General features: G+C 65.2%; 17 protein-coding genes. 11 read left to right on the forward strand and 6 right to left on the reverse strand.

The window, feature by feature from the left end; genetic code table 11:
- Positions 1-3 precede the first annotated feature (3 nt).
- From cobA to ACEN9P_RS02310, 3 genes are all read left to right on the forward strand, one after another.
- A complete protein-coding gene (gene cobA / locus ACEN9P_RS02300; RefSeq protein WP_495620959.1) occupies positions 4-771 on the forward strand; it encodes a uroporphyrinogen-III C-methyltransferase in 768 nt (255 codons plus the stop codon).
- A 68-nt stretch (positions 772-839) separates the two neighbouring features.
- On the forward strand, positions 840-1,832 hold the full coding sequence (locus tag ACEN9P_RS02305; RefSeq protein WP_495620960.1) for a hypothetical protein: 993 nt from the start codon (positions 840-842) through the stop codon (positions 1,830-1,832).
- Positions 1,833-1,928: 96 nt separating this feature from the next.
- Positions 1,929-3,053, forward strand: a complete 1,125-nt coding sequence (locus ACEN9P_RS02310) for a sterol desaturase family protein (RefSeq protein ID WP_477701176.1) — start codon at positions 1,929-1,931, stop codon at positions 3,051-3,053.
- 49 nt (positions 3,054-3,102) lie between these two features.
- On the opposite strand, the gene ACEN9P_RS02315 is transcribed toward ACEN9P_RS02310, so the two are convergent.
- Positions 3,103-6,816, reverse strand: a complete 3,714-nt coding sequence (locus tag ACEN9P_RS02315) for a M48 family metallopeptidase (protein ID WP_495620961.1) — start codon at positions 6,814-6,816, stop codon at positions 3,103-3,105.
- Positions 6,817-7,094: 278 nt separating this feature from the next.
- On the opposite strand from ACEN9P_RS02315, the gene ACEN9P_RS02320 reads away from it, so the two are divergent.
- The gene (locus ACEN9P_RS02320; protein WP_495620962.1) at positions 7,095-8,327 is read left to right on the forward strand and encodes a BaiN/RdsA family NAD(P)/FAD-dependent oxidoreductase; all 1,233 of its coding nucleotides are present in this window, start codon (positions 7,095-7,097) and stop codon (positions 8,325-8,327) included.
- Here the strand turns inward: ACEN9P_RS02320 and ACEN9P_RS02325 are convergent.
- Positions 8,324-9,112, reverse strand: a complete 789-nt coding sequence (locus tag ACEN9P_RS02325; protein ID WP_495620963.1) for a cupin domain-containing protein — start codon at positions 9,110-9,112, stop codon at positions 8,324-8,326. The two genes, ACEN9P_RS02320 and ACEN9P_RS02325, sit on opposite strands and share 4 nt — an antisense overlap.
- A 163-nt stretch (positions 9,113-9,275) precedes the next feature.
- Here ACEN9P_RS02325 and ACEN9P_RS02330 point away from each other — a divergent pair, with 163 nt between their 5' ends.
- The 3 genes from ACEN9P_RS02330 (at position 9,276) to ACEN9P_RS02340 (ending at position 11,325) form a co-directional block, all read left to right on the forward strand.
- Positions 9,276-10,220: an alpha/beta fold hydrolase gene (locus ACEN9P_RS02330; protein ID WP_495620964.1), complete on the forward strand. Its 945-nt coding sequence runs from the start codon at positions 9,276-9,278 to the stop codon at positions 10,218-10,220.
- 321 nt (positions 10,221-10,541) lie between these two features.
- Complete coding sequence (gene rpsU / locus ACEN9P_RS02335) at positions 10,542-10,754, forward strand: 30S ribosomal protein S21 (protein ID WP_007872347.1); 213 nt, start codon at positions 10,542-10,544, stop codon at positions 10,752-10,754.
- A gap of 121 nt (positions 10,755-10,875) precedes the next feature.
- Complete coding sequence (locus tag ACEN9P_RS02340; RefSeq protein ID WP_477663828.1) at positions 10,876-11,325, forward strand: GatB/YqeY domain-containing protein; 450 nt, start codon at positions 10,876-10,878, stop codon at positions 11,323-11,325.
- 15 nt (positions 11,326-11,340) lie between these two features.
- On the opposite strand, the gene ACEN9P_RS02345 is transcribed toward ACEN9P_RS02340, so the two are convergent.
- Positions 11,341-12,240: a DMT family transporter gene (locus tag ACEN9P_RS02345; RefSeq protein WP_477663829.1), complete on the reverse strand. Its 900-nt coding sequence runs from the start codon at positions 12,238-12,240 to the stop codon at positions 11,341-11,343.
- Positions 12,241-12,248: 8 nt separating this feature from the next.
- On the reverse strand, positions 12,249-13,664 hold the full coding sequence (gene pmbA, locus ACEN9P_RS02350) for a metalloprotease PmbA (RefSeq protein ID WP_477663830.1): 1,416 nt from the start codon (positions 13,662-13,664) through the stop codon (positions 12,249-12,251).
- 25 nt (positions 13,665-13,689) lie between these two features.
- Between pmbA and yjgA the strand changes: the two genes are divergently transcribed.
- The 3 genes from yjgA (at position 13,690) to ACEN9P_RS02365 (ending at position 15,302) form a co-directional block, all read left to right on the forward strand.
- Positions 13,690-14,298 (forward strand): ribosome biogenesis factor YjgA, encoded by a 609-nt coding sequence (yjgA, locus tag ACEN9P_RS02355; protein ID WP_477663831.1) that lies wholly within the window; start codon positions 13,690-13,692, stop codon positions 14,296-14,298.
- Complete coding sequence (gene mog / locus ACEN9P_RS02360) at positions 14,295-14,888, forward strand: molybdopterin adenylyltransferase (RefSeq protein ID WP_477663832.1); 594 nt, start codon at positions 14,295-14,297, stop codon at positions 14,886-14,888. Before yjgA ends, mog begins: the two co-directional genes overlap by 4 nt.
- A 75-nt stretch (positions 14,889-14,963) precedes the next feature.
- On the forward strand, positions 14,964-15,302 hold the full coding sequence (locus ACEN9P_RS02365; protein WP_477663833.1) for a DUF4870 domain-containing protein: 339 nt from the start codon (positions 14,964-14,966) through the stop codon (positions 15,300-15,302).
- A gap of 64 nt (positions 15,303-15,366) precedes the next feature.
- Here ACEN9P_RS02365 and cysE read toward each other — a convergent pair whose 3' ends face one another.
- Positions 15,367-16,140, reverse strand: a complete 774-nt coding sequence (gene cysE, locus ACEN9P_RS02370) for a serine O-acetyltransferase (protein WP_477663834.1) — start codon at positions 16,138-16,140, stop codon at positions 15,367-15,369.
- Positions 16,141-16,149: 9 nt separating this feature from the next.
- Complete coding sequence (locus tag ACEN9P_RS02375) at positions 16,150-16,950, reverse strand: RNA methyltransferase (RefSeq protein WP_477663835.1); 801 nt, start codon at positions 16,948-16,950, stop codon at positions 16,150-16,152.
- Positions 16,951-17,091: 141 nt separating this feature from the next.
- On the opposite strand from ACEN9P_RS02375, the gene ACEN9P_RS02380 reads away from it, so the two are divergent.
- On the forward strand, positions 17,092-18,078 hold the full coding sequence (locus tag ACEN9P_RS02380) for an inositol monophosphatase family protein (protein ID WP_477663836.1): 987 nt from the start codon (positions 17,092-17,094) through the stop codon (positions 18,076-18,078).
- The last annotated feature ends 43 nt before the right edge of the window (positions 18,079-18,121 follow it).

An 18,121-nucleotide genomic window follows, 5' to 3' on the forward strand; every position in this document is an offset into this window, starting at 1 on the left:
ACGATGAACCACGGAAAAGTCACCCTCGTAGGCGCCGGCCCCGGCGACCCGGAACTGCTGACCCTCAAGGCCCTGAAGGCGATACAGCGCGCGACCGTGCTGCTGGTGGACGACCTCGTGAGCGACGAGATCGTGGCTTTCGCGCGGCCCGAGGCGCGCATCGTCTACGTGGGCAAACGCGGCGGCTGCAAGTCCACGCCCCAGGCCTTTATTGAAAAACTCATGCTGATGGCCGCCCGCGAGGGCGAGGACGTGGTGCGGCTCAAGGGTGGCGACCCCTTTATCTTCGGCCGCGGCGGCGAAGAGGTCGAGCACCTGCGCGAGGCCGGCATTGAGGTGGAAGTCGTCAACGGCATCACCGCGGGCCTGGCCGCCGTCACCTCGCTGGGCGTGCCGCTCACGCACCGCCACCATGCGCACGGCGTGGTCTTCGTCACCGGCCATGCCAAGCCCGGCGACAGCGGCACCGACTGGAAGGCCCTGGCCGCCACCGCGCACAGCGCACGCCTCACGCTGGTGATTTACATGGGCGTCAGCGGCGCCGAGCGCATCCAGGACGAACTGATGTCTGGCCTGCCGGCCGCCACGCCGGTCGCCGTGGTCCAGAGTGCCTCGCTGGCGGCGCAGCGCCACATCACCACCACGCTGGGCCAGCTGGCAAGCGCGATACGCGAGGCCGGCATGGCCAGCCCCTCGATCATCGTCGTGGGCGATGTGATCAGCGGCGTGGCCCTCGCGGCCGCGCACCCCGAAGCCGTACGCGCGGCCTGAAGCCGCGCCGGTGTCACGGCGCTGTCACGCAAGCGCCCTAAGCTCCCGGTCTTTCGACTGGAGCAAAGATGTCCCAACGTTTTCTGGCCGGCGCGCTGCTGGCGCTCGGCATGGCCTGCGCGCAGGCGCAAAGTTTTTCATTCGGCCTGTGGGGCGACATGCCCTACCAAAAAGCCGGCGACGACCCGAAAATTCCCGCGCTGCTCAAAAGCATCAACCAGTCGGACATCGCCTTCTCGATCTACGACGGCGACATCAAGAACGGCAGCTCCAAATGCACCGAGGACATTTATGCCTCGGCGCTGGCCATGTTCGGCGAGCTGAAAAAGCCCGTGGTCTACGTGCCCGGCGACAACGAATGGACGGACTGCCACCGCCTCAACAACGGCGGCTACGACGCCCTGGAGCGCCTGGCCTACCTGCGCAAGACCATGTTTCCCACTACCCGCAGCCTGGGCAAACGCAGCATGGCGCTGGTCCACCAGGCCCCGCTGGGCGAAAAATTCGTCGAGAACACCCGGTTTGTCCACCAGGGCATCGTGTTCGCGACGCTGAACGTGCCGGGCAGCAACAACAACAAAATCCTGGACGAAAAAGACTGCACCCAGAAAAGCGCGCGCACCGCGGCCCAGTGCGAGGCCTCCAACGCCGAATACCTGGAGCGCGACGCGGCCAATGTGCGCTGGATGCAGGAGGCCTTCTCCCAGGCAAAGGCCGGCAAGGCGCGCGGCATTGTTCTGGTGATCCAGGCCGACCCGGGCTTTGACTTGCCGGAAACCGAAGGTGTTGACGAAAGCCAGGCGGCTGGGGTCAGCGGCTACCGCAATTTCATCAGCCATGTCATCACTGAAACGGAACAGTTCGCCGGGCAAGTGCTGCTGGTGCACGGCGACACGCACTTCTTCAAGGTCGACAAGCCGCTCTACAGCCCCACCAGGCTGCTGGCCAACCTCACGCGCCTGCAGACCTTTGGCAGCCCGTTGATCCACTGGGTGCGCGTCAGCGTGGAGCCCAAAAACCCCAATGTGTTCACGGTCCAGCCCGTCATCGTGAAACAGTGACAAGGCCGCGGGACGGCCGGCGAGGGCCGGCGCCCCGAATCCGGCGTGCGCGGCTACACTCCCGATGTCAAAAACAACAGCAGAGGGAAAGACGCGATGCTAGACAAACTCAACGAACTGACGGAAAGCCACGGCGAACTGCGCCCCGGCAGCGGCATCATGAGCGGCGTGATCGCGCTGAGCCTGGGCGTGCTGTGCTTTCTGGGCGTGCTGGCTTTTCACTTCCCCGAATACCTGACCACGCCCGAGCTGCGCAAAAGCTACAACGTCGACGTGATCCGCATCGTGATGTTCATCTCGCTGGTGATTGCCGGCGGCATCTCGCTGGTCAACATCATCTTCAACCGCTCGCGCTGGCTGGCCGGCGCGGCCTTCTTGCTGGTCGCGGCCACGGCGCTGCTGGGCGGCCATAAGGTGCCGGTGAACGATTTCGCGGACAACACGCCCTACATCGGCCTGGACTGGTTCATCCTGGACCTGCTGGGTTCCTCGCTGATCTTCATCTTCATTGAAAAGCTGTTCGCGCTGCGCAAGGACCAGCCGGTGTTCCGCGCCGAATGGCAGACCGACCTCCACCACTTCATCGTCAACCACATGATCGTGGGCTTTGTGCTGCTGGCCACCAACCTGCTGGTGCACAAGTTCTTCGGCTGGGCCGCCAACGACGGCATACGCGGCTGGGTGCAGGGCCTGCCCTTCTGGGCCGGGGTGCTGCTGATCGTGCTGGTGGCCGACCTGGTGCAGTATTGGACGCACCGGGCCTACCACGAGGTGCCCGTGCTGTGGCGCCTGCATGCGGTGCACCACAGCGCCAAAAGCATGGACTGGCTGGCCGGTTCGCGCCAGCACATCCTGGAACTGCTGCTGACCCGCACGCTGATCCTGGCGCCCATTTATGTGCTGGGCTTTTCCAAGGAAGTCATAGACGCCTACATCGTGATCGTCGGCTTCCAGGCGGTGTTCAACCATGCCAATGTGAGCGTGCGCCTGGGCCCGCTGCGCTACCTGATCGTCACGCCCAACTTCCACCACTGGCACCACAGCCAGGACCAGGAAGCACTGGACCGCAACTACTCGGCGCACTACGCCTTCATCGACTACCTGTTCGGCACCGCCGTCAAAAGCACCAAGCTCTGGCCCGAGCGCTACGGCGTGCTGGGCGACTATGTGCCCAACGGCTTCCTGAAACAGCTCAAGTTCCCCTTCACCTGGAAACCCTGAGGCTTCGCTGCCACGGGCTCCTGGCGCAGGGCGCCAGGAGCCGGGACCACTAGAGCAGGTAGGGCCGTTCGGTGGTAAACAACGCACGCTTGGCATAGTCGCGCCAAGGGGCCGGCGCGGCCTTGCCCATCACGATGGCGCCCATAACGTAAGCCTGTCCCTTGAGCCCGGGCCAGATAAATTGCACCGCCTCCTCGGCTTTTTTGACATCGCGGCCGTTTTCGAGCGCATCGATGAAGCGCAGCATGGCCGCGCCCTGCTCGGAAGGCAGTTGCCTGACAAGCTGAAGCAGGTCCGCCGTCTTGCGCTTATGCCTGATCGCCAGGCCCACAGCACTCCACAAGGATTCCTGGTCTATGCCTTCGGTCGCGGGCAAAGCCAGGCTGCGCTGAACCAGGTCGTCAGGCGCGCCGTCGGACGCTGCCATGAAACGCAGCATGCGGGAATAGCCCTGTCCGCCGTTGCCCATTGCCGCGCGGGCAACATCGATATGGCCCAGCGCCAGTTCCGAATAAAAAAGGTCCTGGCCCTGCAGCTTTGCTCCGTTGGGCTTATCAAGCGCCAGAATCATGCGCAATCCCTCGGAACGAGGCGCCAGGTCGCCAAGGCCGGCGTTCTCGCCCGACTGCAGCCTGCGCACGCGGGCAAGCTCCAGCGCACTCCGGTCGGCCAGCGGCGCAAACTTCAGCGCTGCGCCAAATGCGTGCTCGGCGGCGAGCCACTGCCCGGCTGCCGACAATGAAAAGCCCGAGGCGTAACCAAACCAGGGATTGGCAGGCGCCTCCCTGTGCCCGGCAACAAACGCCGCATCGCGCGGTGGCCCGTCGGGCATACAGCGCACCAGCAGGTACTTCAGGTCTGCATTGGCGGGATGCTGCGCGGCCAGTTGCCGATCGCGTTCGCACGCCGCGGTCGGCTTGCCGGACGGCGGCACGTCCTGCTCCACGCGCAGCACCGCCATGTCCAGCGGGTCGGCGGCCAGGCGCTGGCGGAAAATTTCCTCCCCTTCGGGATATGCCGCCGCCAGACCCAGCCAGTCGAGCAGATTTGCCGACCCCGCCGCGTCCCAGCGGGCATGCATCAGGATCACCGTCTTGCGCGCGTTTGCATCAGTCGTGAGGCCAAGGTTCTCACGCATCGACCGTGTCGAGGCGGACGTCAGAACACTGCGGGTTCCACCCTTGCCCTTTGTGGATATCTGCTCAGGCGGTTTTTCAAGGATGGCATCCACACGCGTCTGCAGCCACCGCGGCGCACCCAGCGGCCGTTCAGGAATTTGCGCGGCGCTGCCGTAGGATGCCGTCCACTCCAGCAAAGGCGACGCCGAAGCCACGTTGTACACATACTCGGTGCCGATGGCATCGGCCTTCGCTTCGAAGGATTCGATGGGTACCCCTTCCGCGGTCCTGGCTGAAATCGCCAGAGGCTGGTCGGCCGGCACGGACAACCGGCTCTTCTGCCCCGGCTGGAGATTCACCTTTTCACCGCCTAGCTGTGCCACCACGGTGCGGTCCAGGCCATTGAACACGGTGACGGAAGCGTTGCCGAAACTGCCGTCCAGGCCCATCAAACCGACGATGATGCCGCCGGCGGCCGCAAAACGCACCGCTCCGGGAACCCAGCCGTCCGCCGTCTGGAAACGCGACCACCAGTCGAGCTTTTTCTGGCGCGGACGCTCGTCACCGGACAGAAAGGTCTTGTAGTCCAGCGGCACCTGCGCCGCGGCCGGTGCAGCGGGCAGTGATTCGCCTTTGGCGGCCGCATCCACAAGCCGCGCTTCAGTGACAAGAAGCTGGTCCAGCGCGGCGCGCCGCAACCTGGAAAGTGCGCCCACCACCTGGCCGTGCCAGCCATCGATCACATTGAGCCAGCTGGCCAAGTTCTCGGTGCCGGGCGCGCCCAGTCCCCACTCGCCGAGCACCTGCGGCCAGCCAGGCTGGCCCAGCAGTGCCATCGTGCCGGCATCGGGCACCAGTTTTTCGCGGCTGCTGTTCACCTGGGACAGCAGCAGGTAAAGCTGCGCGGCGCTGCCGAGGATGCGATCCACGCCTTTCTGGTTGACCTTGCGCCCGGCGGTCAGCATGGCCACGATGTTGGCCAGGCTGCCATGCGCATCGACAATGTCGGCCTGGACATGCTCGCTGTAATGCAGCAGCGCCAGCAGACCGGACCAGTACGCTTCCCAGCCATTGCCCTGGGCAAACGCCAACGCGCGGGCATGCGAACGGCAAAGGCGATCGTGCGCATCGAGTTCATCTTCGACCAGCGAAATTTCGCGCTCCACGGCTTGCAGGGCGGCCGGCAGCTCCTTGCGCTGAAGCTGTTTGCCACGGTGCTCCAGGCCGTTTTGCGCCGCTTGCGCCGCACCTTCGATCACGGCGTTCAGCCTGGCCTTTTCGCCAAGCAGCGTCTCAAGCTGTTTCAACGCGTCGGACAGGGACGCCGGATAACGCGCAGTTGCCGCCGCCTCATGGCGGACGTCAAACAGCGCTTCAATGCTGCCGTAGCGGCGCGTCAGCTGGCGCGACAGGTAAACGCCGCGGTACAGAGGTTTGTACGATTCGCGGCCATAGGCCCCCTCCAGGGCCGCCAGGGATTGCTCGCGGCTGGCGACTGCGGGTTGCGGGGAAACATGGCTGCACAAGCCGGCACTGACGGCCTGCCGCAACCCTTCAGCATCACGCAACAGCGTCCAGGCGGGCCTGTCATCCAGAGGCACGCCAAGGTAGAGTCTCTTGGCATTGTCTTCCCGTTCATGGTTGAAGGGGTGCGTTGACCACATGCGCGACGGCGTCACCATTTCGCGCTTGAAGACACGGTGCGCCGAAGGCTCGGCCGCCGTGCGCGCCGGCGGTGCGGCAAAGGAGGGGTCGTCGAGGATGCTTTCCAGCCGGTTGATGATGAGGCTCTGGATTTCAAACAGGTCAGCCGTCGCAAAACCACGCGCGATCTCGTCATTGGCAAATGCCAGAGCGCGGTCCCAGGCCTGGTCCGCGGCACGGCAGCGGTAAAGCGCATGGATCAGCGCATCGCTGCCGGCCAGGCACACCGACACACGGTCCGCCTGGAACTCCATCTCGCGCGACAGCGCCCTATCGGCCAGGAGCACCAGCCGAAAGAAGGTATCCACCACGGAGCGTATGGACCAGATCACCAGCGACAGGACCCAGCCGACCCAGGCAATGCGGACATCAAAGCGGGACAAGGCCCGCAAGAAGCTGTCCAGCCCGTCGCGTTTGGAAACGATGTGGCCGGCAACCTGCTGCGCGATATACACCCAGCGGCCGACTGCCATGCTGCGCTGGGCGAAGTGGCCAAACTCGTGCGCCAGCACCGCCTTGAATTCAGACAGGCTCAAAACGTTGACCAGCGCCAGGCCGATTTCCAGGTTCTTTTTAGAAGGGAACAAGAGGTTGAGCGGCGAGAGGTCGTAAAACACCGCCGCATTCACACGCGCCGAGACAAACACCTTGCGCGGCCGCGGGGCACCGGCCTCGTCAGCCAGCCGGTACAGGAAGGCAAACAGCGCCGGCTGCTCAGTTGCCGTGATCTCCGTGAGGCCGCCAAGGTCTCCGCGGCGAATGAACACCAGCGCCTTGAGCATGAAAACCGCGAGCAAAGCAGCCGCCACCCCGGCCAGAAAGAGCCAGACGCCCTGGGTGGAGGCACCATAAACACCGGCATAGATGAGCTTGTAGCCCTTCCATGCGAACCAGCCCGACAGGGCGAGGTAGAAGGCCACGAAGGCCAGCAGCGCCAGCATGGCGAGCCAGGCCTGCCGTTTGTAGGAAGGCGCGGCCTGGGTGAGGGACGCGGGAAAACTCGCCGGACCCGGCGGGTAAATATCTTGCATGGAATCCTCCTCGTGCCCTCTCAAGGGTCTGGCTGTTATTTTCAAAAATTATAATAAGCGGCTATATATTGCCGTAGCTCGGTATGTTGCCGTGCCAATGCAAAAACCAGCAGCGGCGTCCTCCCCCGCAAAGCCTGCGACATGCTTGCCGGCATTCCTCACTCACCCACAGCGCTTCAGGCCTTGTTTTGACACATCAATTTGACGCCATCGTGATAGGCGCAGGCGCCGCCGGCCTGTTCTGCGCAGCCCAGGCGGGCCAGCGCGGCCTCAAGGTGCTGTTGCTGGACCATAGCGAAAAAGTTGCCGAAAAAATCCGCATCTCGGGCGGCGGCCGCTGCAATTTCACGAACCGCGATACCACGCCCGCGCAGTTCCTGAGCGAGAACCCGCACTTTTGCCGCTCGGCGCTGTCGCGCTACACGCCGCAGGACTTCATCGCCCTGCTGCAGCGCCACAACATCCCTTTCCACGAAAAGCACAAGGGCCAGCTGTTTTGCGACCGCTCGGCCGAAGACGTGATCAACATGCTGCTGGCCGAATGCGAAGCCGGCGGGGTCACGCGCTGGCAGCCCTGCGGCATCCAGGGCCTCAAAGGCCCCCAGGAGGCGGGCGGCAACTACGAGCTTCAGAGCGATCGCGGCCTGATCACGGCGCCGCAGGTGGTCATCGCCACCGGCGGCCTGTCGATTCCCAAGATAGGCGCCACCGATTTCGGCTACCGCATCGCCAAACAGTTCGGCCTGCGCCTGGTGGAGCCGCGCGCTGCACTGGTGCCGCTGACCTTCGACGGCCAAGGCTGGGCGCCCTATGCCCAGCTGGCCGGCCTGGCGCTGCCGGTGCTGATAGAAACCAGCCCGGCGGACGCCACGCCCAAACAGCGCAAAAAAGCCGTGGTGTTCTCGGAAGACCTGCTGTTCACCCACCGCGGCCTGAGCGGCCCGGCCGTACTGCAGATTTCCAGCTTCTGGCGCGAAGGCCAGCCCATACACATCAACCTCGCGCCCGGCGTGGACCTGCCGGCGCTGCTGCTGCGCGCCAAGGCCACGTCCAGAAAACTGATCGCCAACGAACTCGCGGCCCTGGTGCCCAGCCGCCTGGCCGACGCCTGGATCAGCACCGACCCGGCGCTGCAAAAACCCGTCAGCGAGGCGACCGACAAAGCGCTGCTGGCCCTGGCCCAGCGCCTGGCCGACTGGGAGCTCATCCCCAACGGCTCCGAAGGCTACAAAAAAGCCGAAGTGACCGTGGGCGGCGTAGACACCCGCGACCTGTCCTCCCAGACCCTGGAATCCAGGCAGCCGGGCCTGTATTTCATAGGCGAAGTCGTCGACGTCACCGGCTGGCTGGGTGGCTACAACTTCCAGTGGGCCTGGGCCTCCGCCCATGCCTGTGCGCAGGCGCTGGCACCGGCGCGCTAGGCCTGCTGGGCCAGCTTCCACTCGCGCGGTGACTGGCCGCTTTGCGCCTTGAAGGCGCGCGACAGCGCCGCTTCGCTGCCGTAGCCGACGTCTGCGGCGATGAGCTTGAGCGGCTGTCCCCGCCGCAATGCCTGCTGCGCCAGGCCCACCCGCCAGCGTTGCAGGTACACCCCCGGCGTACAGCCGACCGCGTCGCGAAACTGGTTGGCAAATACGCTGCGAGACATGCCCGCGCGATCAGCCAAGGCCTCCAGGCTCCATTCCTGCGCGGGGTGCTGGTGCATCGCGACAATGGCGTTGCGAAGGCGCGGATGCGAAAGCCCCGCCAGCATGCCGGAGCGCGTTTCGCCGTTTTCCATGAGGTGGCGCAACACCTGGATCAGCACCACGTCAAACAGCCGGTCCAGCAGCGCCTGCCGCCCGCAGCGCCGCTCGAATGCCTCTTCGAACAGCAGTTGCAGCACGCCGGCGGCGCCTTCGACCTGCGCCAGCGGCAGATGCACAAAGGCCGGCAAAGCGGCCGCGATCGGATTGGCCGCCCCGCCCTCAAAGCGCAAGTGTGCGCAGACGAAATCAGCGCCATGGGCCGCATCGGTGATAAACCGATGCGCCAACGGCCTGGGGTAAAGCAGCAGGCAGGGGCCGCTGACGCGCACGACTTCGGCGCCGCCATGGCTGACGCCAACTTCCCCGCTGCGCACCAGGTGCAGTTGCCCAGCGCCCTCCTCCTCGCCGAGCTCGTTCACGCCGCAGAGCGCGCCCGAATGAAAAACGTTCGCGCTCACCGAGAAATGCCTCAACAAAGTCTCAAGTCGATCAACCAATGAAATTCTCCATTTGATACTTTTGATCAATTTTTTAAGATTATTAAATACTTATCGTATTTTTCAAAGCGTAAAGTTCGTACTGTCGATTCCGACTTGACTTCAACCACCGCAAAGGACAGACATGAACGCCCTTACCCGCATCGCCGCCGCAGCAGCATTGGCCACCGCCGCCCTCACCGCCAGCCCGGCCATGGCCGCTGGCGAACCGCAGCAGCCCGCTTCCGCGGCGCGCAGCGCCAGCTACATCACCACCTCCGACGGCGTGCAGATTTATTACAAGGACTGGGGCCCGAAGAATGGCCCCGTGGTGAGCTTCAGCCACGGCTGGCCGCTCAACTCGGACAGCTGGGAATCTCAGATGATTTTCCTGGCCTCCAAGGGCTTTCGCGTGATCGCCCATGACCGGCGCGGCCACGGCCGTTCCAGCCAGCCCTGGGACGGCAACGACATGGACCACTATGCGGCCGACCTGGCGGCGGTGATCGACTCGCTGGGCGTCAAGGACGTGACCCTGGTTGGCTTCTCGACCGGCGGCGGTGAAGTCGCCCGCTACATCGGCCGCTACGGCACGGCAAAGGTCAAAAAAGCGGTGCTGGTCAGCGCCGTGCCGCCCCTGATGCTGAAGACGACGGCCAACCCGGGCGGCCTGCCGATCGAGGTGTTCGACGGCATTCGCCAGGGCGAACTGGCCAATCGTTCGCAGCTTTACCTGGACATCGCCTCGGGCCCGTTTTTCGGCTTCAACCGTCCCGGCGCCAAGGTCTCGCAGGGTTTGATCCAGTCGTTCTGGGTGCAGGGCATGCAGGCGGGCCACAAGAACACCTATGACTCGATCGCGGCCTTCTCGGCCACCGACTTCACCGAGGACCTCAAGCGCTTTAACGTGCCGACCCTGGTGATCCACGGCGACGACGACCAGATCGTGCCGATCGACGCCTCCGGCCGCGCCGCCGCGAAACTCGTGAAAACCGCCAGGTTGATCGTCTACCCCGGCGCGCCGCACGGCCTGACCGATACCCACAAGGAGCGGCTCAACCAGGATTTGCTGAATTTCATCAGTGAATAGGCCCACCCCCGTCCAGGCTCACTGCGTGTAGCCTGTTCCCCCCTCGAGGGGGCGGCGCCTGCGGTCTGGCAAAGCCAGTCCCGCGGCCCCCACTGGTGAAATACCCCGCATACGCCCTGAATTCTTAAGGCCAGCAGGGGCCGCGGAACCGGCTTTGCCGGGCCGCAGGCGGGCGGCCCCCTCGGGGGGCAGGGAGCTACACGCAGTGAGCGACCGTGGGGGCCACGTCCAGTGCTATAATCTCAGGCTTTGCTAGCAAACCCGCGCCTGGCCTGATCCTGATCAGATCATTTAGGGCGCACCTTTTGGATCAATTGAACAATGACCACCATCCGTGTAAAAGACAATGAGCCCTTCGACGTGGCTCTGCGCCGTTTCAAGCGCACCATTGAAAAACTCGGCCTGCTGACCGACCTGCGCGCCCGCGAGTTTTACGAAAAGCCAACGGCAGAGCGCAAGCGCAAGAAGGCAGCCGCCGTCAAACGCAACTACAAGCGCATCCGCTCGATGCAGTTGCCCAAGAAGCTGTACTAATCCTTTAGTACCGCCTCACGGCAACAAAAAGCCCGCACGAGGACGCTCTGCGGGCTTTTGTGCTTTTTGGCACCCGCCGCGCCGTCCTCTCCCCTCTATTCCCGCCCCTCAGGAGCCCCGAATGTCAGCCCTCAAAGACAAAATCACCGAAGACATGAAGACCGCCATGCGCGCCAAGGACAGCGAGCGCCTGGGCACCATACGCCTGCTGCTGGCGGCCCTCAAGCAAAAAGAGGTCGATGAGCGCGTGGTGCTGGACGACGCGGCCGTGATCGCCATCGTCGACAAGCTGATCAAGCAGCGCAAGGACTCGCTGGAAGCCTTCCAGAAGGCCGAGCGCAAGGACCTGGCCGACAAGGAAGCCGCTGAACTGACCGTGCTGCAGGCCTACCTGCCGGCGCGCCTGAGCGCCGACGAAGTGGCGGCCGCCGTGAAGGCCATCGTGGCCGAGCTGGGCGCCAGCGGCCCCGGCGACATGGGCAAGGTCATGGGCGCGGTAAAGGCCAAACTGGCCGGCAAGGCCGATATGGGCCAGGTTTCGGCCGCCGTCAAGGCCGCGCTGGCCGGCTAAATCCCGCTCGCGCCTTCAGTGGCGCAACAAAATTAAGGCGCAGCCTGCGGCCGTCAGCAAGGCGCCGCACCAGCCGCCCAGGGCGGGCCGGCGGCGATACACCCACCACAGCAAGGGCAACAGCAGCACCGGCGTCACGGACGACAGCATGCCCACCATGCCGGCGCTGCCGTTTTGCAGCGCCTTGAGGATCAGCGTCATACCCAAAGTCATGCCCAGCGCAGCGCTGGCGAAGGTATAGCCCAGATCCACCCAGCGCGGCGACTGCGTGGCCTGCACCACGCGCCAGCCGCTGAACAGCAGCACGGCATGGGCCGCCAAGCCGCTGCTCATGCGCACCGCCGAGGCCGCCACCGGGTCCATGCCGCTTTGCATCAGCGGCTTGAGCATCAGCGTGGCCACCGACTGGCCCAGCGCCGCCACCAGGCCCAGGGCAATGCCCACGGCCAGCCGCCCTTTGGTGGACTCCCAGTGGTGCAGCTCGGTTTCGCGCCGGCCGAAGGCAATCGCCGTCATCACGCCGGCCACCAGCAAGGCGCTCCCCAGCAAACCCCATCCCGACAAAGTCTCACCGAGGAAAAGCCAGGCCAGCACCGCGGAAAACAGCGCATGCGTGGCAAACAAGATGCCGGAGCGCCGCGGCCCCAGCCGGCCCATGCAGGCGAACAGCGCCGTGTCGCCGACAAATATGCCGATCACGCCCGACAGGGCCAGCACGCCTGCGCCGTTCAGCTGCAGGCCGCGCCAGCTGCCGGTGGCGAAGGCCAGGGCCCAGAGCATCGCGCAGGCAAACGCCAGGCGCCAGCGGCTGAAGGCAAAAGCCCCCATGCGGGCGACGGCGGAGGCCGACAGCAGGCTGGAGCAGGCCCAGGTGGCCGCCGCGGCCAGCGCCAGGGTCTCGGCGGGCAGGATCATCGGGGAGGCTAGCTGCCCGCCACCTTCATGCGGTTGACCAGGATGGAGCCCACGGTTTTGGCGCCGTAGTTGTAGGCGTCCGATCCCACGGCCTCAATGCCCATGAGCATGTCCTTGAGGTTGCCGGCGATGGTGATTTCCTCGACCGGGAAGGCGATGCGGCCGTTTTCGACCCAGAAGCCCGAGGCGCCGCGCGAGTAGTCGCCGGTCACGTAGTTCACGCCCTGCCCCATCAGTTCGGTCACAAAAAGGCCGCGGCCCAGCTTGCGCAGCATGGCGTCCAGGTCGTCGCCCGGGCGCGTGTGCCGGCTGGTCAGTATCAGGTTGTGCGAGCCGCCGGCGTTGCCGGTGGTGCGCATGCCCAGCTTGCGGGCCGAATAGGTGCTCAGGAAATAACCCTCGACACGGCCGCCGGCCACCACCTTGCGCGCCTGGGTCTTCACGCCTTCCTCGTCAAAAGGCGCGCTGCCCTTGCCTTTGCGCAGGTGCGGGTCTTCGGCGACGTCGATGTGTTTGGGGAAAGCCGGCTTGCCCAGGCTGTCGGCCAGGAAGGTGCTTTTGCGGTACAGCGCGCCGCCGCTCACGGCCTGCACAAAGCCGCCCAGCAGGCCCGCGGCCAGCGGCGACTCGAACAGCACCGGGCACTGCGTGGTCGGAATCTTGCGGCTTTTCAGGCGCGCCAGCGCGCGCTCGGCGGCATAACGGCCCACGGCCTCGGGGCGCGCCAGTTCAGCCGCATCGCGCATCGAGCTGTACCAGGCATCGCGCTGCATCTGGTCGCCTTTGCCGGCGATGGGCGCCACCGAGATGCTGTGGCGCGAGCTGGCATAACCGCCGCGAAAGCCCTTGGTGTGGGCGCTGAAGAAATGGCTTTGCTGGGCCGACACGCCCGCGCCTTCGCTGTTGGTGATCAGGCGGCTGGTGCCCAGGGCTGCGGCCTCGCACTGCAGGGCCAGCTGCGCGGCCTGTTCGGAGTCTATGGCCCAGGGGTGGAACAGGTCCAGCTCGGGGTGCACGCGCGCGATGTCGCGCTCGTCGGGCAGGCCCGAGGTTTCGTCTTCGGCCGTGAAGCGCGCGATGTCGTAGGCCGCTTTCACGGTCTGCTCTATGGCCGCCTTGGAGAAATCGCTGGTCGCGGCATTGCCGCGCTTTTTGCCGATGTAGACGGTGATGCCCAGGGACTTGTCGCGGTTGCGCTCGACGTTTTCCAGCTCGCCCTTGCGCACGCTGACCGACAGGCCGCAGCCTTCGGAAGCCTCGGCCGCGGCATCCGTGGCGCCCAGTTTTTTGGCGTGCCCCAGGGCGGTGTCGACGAGGTCCTCGAAAAAATCGCGGTGGTAGCTGAAGCCGCTTTCAGGCTGTTGGGAGGGCCGGGATGCGCCGCGTTTGGCGCCGCTGGCGCGAGAGGAAGCTTTTTGGGTCATATGGGTAGCTATGATACTGACTGCCATGAACAACAAGACTCCCAAGGCCATCAAGGGCTACTGGTCCAACGGCCGCTTCGTCAAACCCGAGGAAATCGCGCTCGAGGAAGCCGGCCCGCCCAGCAAAACCCAGCTCAAGGCCGAGGCCGACGAAAAACAGGCGCTCGGTGAAGCGCTGCTGACCCTGCGTGCCGACCTGATGGCGCGCCTGGACCTGCCCGACAAACTGCGCGACGCGATCGCCGACGCCAAAAAGATCACCAATTTCGAGGGCAAGCGCCGCCAGATGCAGTTCATCGGCAAGCTGATGCGCCCGCTGGACCCTGAACCCATTCGCGAGGCGATCAACGAACAGCTCAACGGCTCAGCCGACCTGACGCTGGCCTTGCACCTGGCCGAGCAGTGGCGCGACAAGCTGATCGCCGACGACGCCACGCTGGGCGACTGGCTGCGGGAATATCCCGGCACCGATTCGCAACAACTGCGCGCGCTGGTGCGCCAGGCCCGCAAGGACGCCAAGCCCGAAAAACCCGGTGAAGCGCCGCGCCACGGCAAGTCCTACCGCGAAATCTTCCAGCTGGTACGCCAGGCCATGGCCCAGGGGCCGGGAGAGCCCGAGGAGCCCCAGGCATGAGCCAGGCTTTTGACGCCGTCAGGATCGGCATCGTCTCGGTCAGCGACCGGGCTTCGGCCGGCGTCTACGTCGACAAAGGCCTGCCGGCGCTTAAAGAGTGGCTCACGCGCGCGCTGCGCAACCCCATCACCTTTGAAGAACGCCTGATTCCCGACGAGCAGGCCGGCATCAGTGCCGCGCTGATCGCGCTGGTCGACGCCGGCTGCTCGCTGGTGCTGACCACGGGCGGCACCGGCCCCGCGCCGCGCGACGTGACGCCCGAGGCCACGCTGGCCGTGGCCCACAAGGAAATGCCCGGTTTCGGCGAACAGATGCGGCAGATCAGCCTGAAATTTGTGCCCACGGCCATCCTGTCGCGCCAGTGCGCGGTCATTCGCGACAAAAGCCTGATCCTGAACCTTCCCGGCCAGCCCAAATCGATCGCTGAAACGCTGGAGGGGCTGAAAAACCCCGACGGTTCGCAGGCCGTGGCGGGCATTTTTGCCGCCGTTCCCTATTGCATAGACCTGATAGGCGGCCCTTACCTGGAAACCGACGAGGCCGTGTGCCAGGCCTTCAGGCCCAAAAGCGCCCAGCGCCCGCCGCGCTGAGCCTTGCCGCCGCGGGTTTTCGGCCCGCCGGTTTTTCTCACGTAGTATTCGGGCTTTACAACGCGAGGAGCTGAGATGGACGAGCTGATTGAAACGCCGGGCAAGGACTCGAAAAACACCGCCGTGCTGATCTGGATAGGAACCCTGTTCCTGGGCTTTATCCCGGGCCTGATCGTTTACCTGGTGAAAAAGGACGACGCCTATATCCTGGACCAGTCCAAGGAGGCGCTGAACTGGTCCATCACGGCGGCCATAGGTTATGTGGCGGCGATGATCCTCACCTTTGTGCTGATCGGCTTCCTGGTGTTTGTGGCACTGGGCATTTGCCACCTGGTGTTCTGCGTCATGGGCGCGATAGGCGCCTCCAACGGCAAAACCTTTCGTGTGCCCTTCGCGCTGCGCCTGATCAACTGATGCGCTGACCGCCCCGGGGCGAAAAAACAAAAAAGGAAGGGCCACCCCTTCCTTTTTTTTGGCCCTACTTGCCAACCAGCTGGTTGAGCTTGTCGGCCTCGAAGGTTTCCGTGAGCGCCGCGTCCTTGGGCACGCAGTCCTTGCTCATGGCGGTTTGCGGGCCGGAGAGCTTTTCAATCGCCTGCCACAGCAGGGCGATCTGGTGCTCCTGGCCGGCCGCGGTGTCGATCAGGCCGTGCATGGCCTGGGACAGCGGGTCGTCTTCCAGCGTGATGCCGTAGGCCGAAAACGGGGTGGGCGTGACGTCGGCGCTTTCGCCGGTCTTGGACGGAATGATGCGCGCCGGGATGCCCACGGCCGTGGCCCCGGCCGGCACGGGCTTGATCACCACCGCATTGCTGCCTATCTTGGCGCCGTCGCCGACCACAAAGCCGCCCAGCACCTTGGCGCCGGCGCTCACCACCACGTCCTTGCCCAGGGTCGGGTGCCGCTTGGTGCCCTTGTAGAGCGAGGTGCCGCCCAGCGTCACGCCCTGGTAAATCGTGCAGCCGTCGCCGATCTCGGCGGTTTCGCCGACGACAACGCCCATGGCGTGGTCAAAAAACACCCGCTCGCCGATTTTGGCGCCGGGGTGGATTTCAATGCCCGTCATCCAGCGCGAAACATGCGAGATAAAGCGGCCCAGCCACTTGAAGCCGTGGTTCCAGCACCAGTGTGCCCGGCGGTGCAGCACCAGGGCATGCAGCCCCGGGTAGCAGGTCAGCGCTTCCCAGGCCGTGCGGGCGGCGGGATCGCGATCGAGGATGCACTGGATGTCGGAGCGGAGTCGGGAAAACATGGTGGGAGTTTAGTGGCCGTCCGCAGACCGTGCTGGCGTGCTGTCTTTAGGCGGCATTTGGGCGGCCATGGCAGCGTTTTGCAGCATGGCCTTGGCCACGCCGCGCAGGATGTGGATTTCCTCGGGGCTCAGCTGGGCGCGGTTGAACAGCTGGTTGAGCCGGGGCATCAGCTTTTTAGGCGAGGCCGGGTCCAGAAAGCCTATGCCGGCCAGCGCCTCCTCCCAGTGTCTGAGCATGCCGGCCACCGCCGCCGCGTCGGCCTGCGTGGGTTCGGTCGTCGCCGGCTGCACGCTGAAGCCGCCCAGCGCCTGGCGCCAGTCGTAGGCGATGAGCTGCACGGCCGCACCCAAGTTCAGCGAGCCGAATTTCGGGTCGGTCGGGATGCTCAGCGCCACATGGCAGCGGTAGACATCCTCGTTCTGCATGCCGAAGCGCTCGGAGCCGAACAAAAAAGCCACTGACTCGGGCCTGGCGGGGGCTGTACCTTGGGGCAGGCCACCGCCCAGCAAGGCCGTGAAGTGCTCGCGCGGCGCGCGCGTGGGCGGGCCGAAGTCGCGCGGCGTCATGGCAGTGGCGCACAGGTGGGCCATGCCGTCCAGCGCCTCGTCCAGCGTGGCGACGATGCGGGCGTTTTTGAGCACATCGAGCGCGCCGCTGGCGCGCTGTATGGTTTCCTCGCGGTTCAGCACATTGGCCCAGCGCGGCGCGACCAGCACCAGGTCGTCAAAACCCATGGTTTTCATGGCGCGGGCGGTGGCGCCGACATTGCCGGCATGGCTGGTGTTGATCAGGACAAATCGGGTACGCATGGGCTGGATTGTCCTAGAAGCGCCTGCCGGCCCGGCCCGGCGGGCCAAAAACCGGGGGAAATCCCATTTATGGGAAAATAGCCCCCGTTGCCCGCCGCCCGCATCGCCGGCGCCGGTTTATCCCGTTCTTCCCTACAAGTTATGTCCAGCAATCTCCATCCCATGCTCAACGTGGCCATCAAGGCTGCGCGCGCTGCCGGCGCCATCATCAACCGCGCGGCCCTTGACGTCGAGGCGGTCCGCGTCTCGGTCAAGCAGACCAACGATTTCGTCACCGAGGTCGACCAGGCCGCCGAGGCCGCCATCATCGAAACCCTGCTGAGCGCCTACCCCGGCCACGGCATCCTGGCCGAGGAATCGGGCAGCGAGCATGGCGCCAAGGACTCCGACTACGTCTGGATCATCGATCCGCTGGACGGCACCACCAACTTCATTCACGGCTTCCCGGTCTATTGCGTCAGCATCGCGCTGGCCGTCAAGGGCAAGGTCGAGCAGGCCGTGGTCTATGACCCCACCCGCAACGACATCTTCTGCGCCACCAAGGGCCGCGGCGCCTACATGAACGACCGCCGCATCCGCGTGGCCAAACGCACGCGCCTGCAGGAATGCCTGATTTCCACCGGTTTCCCCTACCGCCCCGGCGACAAGCTCAAGGCCTACCTCAACATGCTGGGCGAAGTCATGAGCCAGAGCGCCGGCGTGCGCCGCCCCGGCGCCGCGGCGCTGGACCTGGCCTATGTGGCCGCCGGCTTCAGCGACGGCTTTTTTGAAGCCAACCTCAAGCCCTGGGACGTGGCGGCCGGCTCGCTGCTGGTGACCGAGGCCGGCGGCCTGATCGGCAACTTCACCGGCGAAGCCGACTTCATGGACCACGGCGAATGTGTGGCCGGCAACCCGCGCGTCTACGGCCAGCTGGTGGCCACCCTGGGCAAATACAGCAAGTTCGCCGGCGCCGGCGACAAGGCCGTGGTGCGCCAGGCCCTGCAGGACACGCCCGCGGCACAGGAAGCCGAGGAAGGCGCCGAGGAAAGCGCGGCGCCCGCCGCCCCGGCCGAAAAGCCCACGCTCAAAGCCAAGCGCATCAAGGCCGGCGATACCGCCCCCAAGGCGCCGGACGCGCCTTTCTAAACAAAGCCCGCTTCGCGGGCTTTTTCTTTTGGGAAAGGTTCAT

The organism is Polaromonas sp. Polasp52 (assembly GCF_059491565.1).

Coding starts and splice junctions, on each gene's coding strand:
- ACEN9P_RS02365 (WP_477663833.1), top strand. CDS start 14,964: ATGGACGAGCTGATTGAAACGCCGGGCAAGGACTCGAAAAACACCGCC.
- pmbA (WP_477663830.1), bottom strand. CDS start 13,664: ATGACCCAAAAAGCTTCCTCTCGCGCCAGCGGCGCCAAACGCGGCGCA.
- cobA (WP_495620959.1), top strand. CDS start 4: ATGAACCACGGAAAAGTCACCCTCGTAGGCGCCGGCCCCGGCGACCCG.
- cysE (WP_477663834.1), bottom strand. CDS start 16,140: ATGTTTTCCCGACTCCGCTCCGACATCCAGTGCATCCTCGATCGCGAT.
- ACEN9P_RS02315 (WP_495620961.1), bottom strand. CDS start 6,816: ATGCTGGCGCTGCTGGCCTTCGTGGCCTTCTACCTCGCCCTGTCGGGC.
- yjgA (WP_477663831.1), top strand. CDS start 13,690: ATGAACAACAAGACTCCCAAGGCCATCAAGGGCTACTGGTCCAACGGC.
- ACEN9P_RS02375 (WP_477663835.1), bottom strand. CDS start 16,950: ATGCGTACCCGATTTGTCCTGATCAACACCAGCCATGCCGGCAATGTC.
- ACEN9P_RS02330 (WP_495620964.1), top strand. CDS start 9,276: ATGAACGCCCTTACCCGCATCGCCGCCGCAGCAGCATTGGCCACCGCC.
- ACEN9P_RS02340 (WP_477663828.1), top strand. CDS start 10,876: ATGTCAGCCCTCAAAGACAAAATCACCGAAGACATGAAGACCGCCATG.
- ACEN9P_RS02380 (WP_477663836.1), top strand. CDS start 17,092: ATGTCCAGCAATCTCCATCCCATGCTCAACGTGGCCATCAAGGCTGCG.
- ACEN9P_RS02305 (WP_495620960.1), top strand. CDS start 840: ATGTCCCAACGTTTTCTGGCCGGCGCGCTGCTGGCGCTCGGCATGGCC.
- rpsU (WP_007872347.1), top strand. CDS start 10,542: ATGACCACCATCCGTGTAAAAGACAATGAGCCCTTCGACGTGGCTCTG.
- ACEN9P_RS02345 (WP_477663829.1), bottom strand. CDS start 12,240: ATGATCCTGCCCGCCGAGACCCTGGCGCTGGCCGCGGCGGCCACCTGG.
- mog (WP_477663832.1), top strand. CDS start 14,295: ATGAGCCAGGCTTTTGACGCCGTCAGGATCGGCATCGTCTCGGTCAGC.
- ACEN9P_RS02310 (WP_477701176.1), top strand. CDS start 1,929: ATGCTAGACAAACTCAACGAACTGACGGAAAGCCACGGCGAACTGCGC.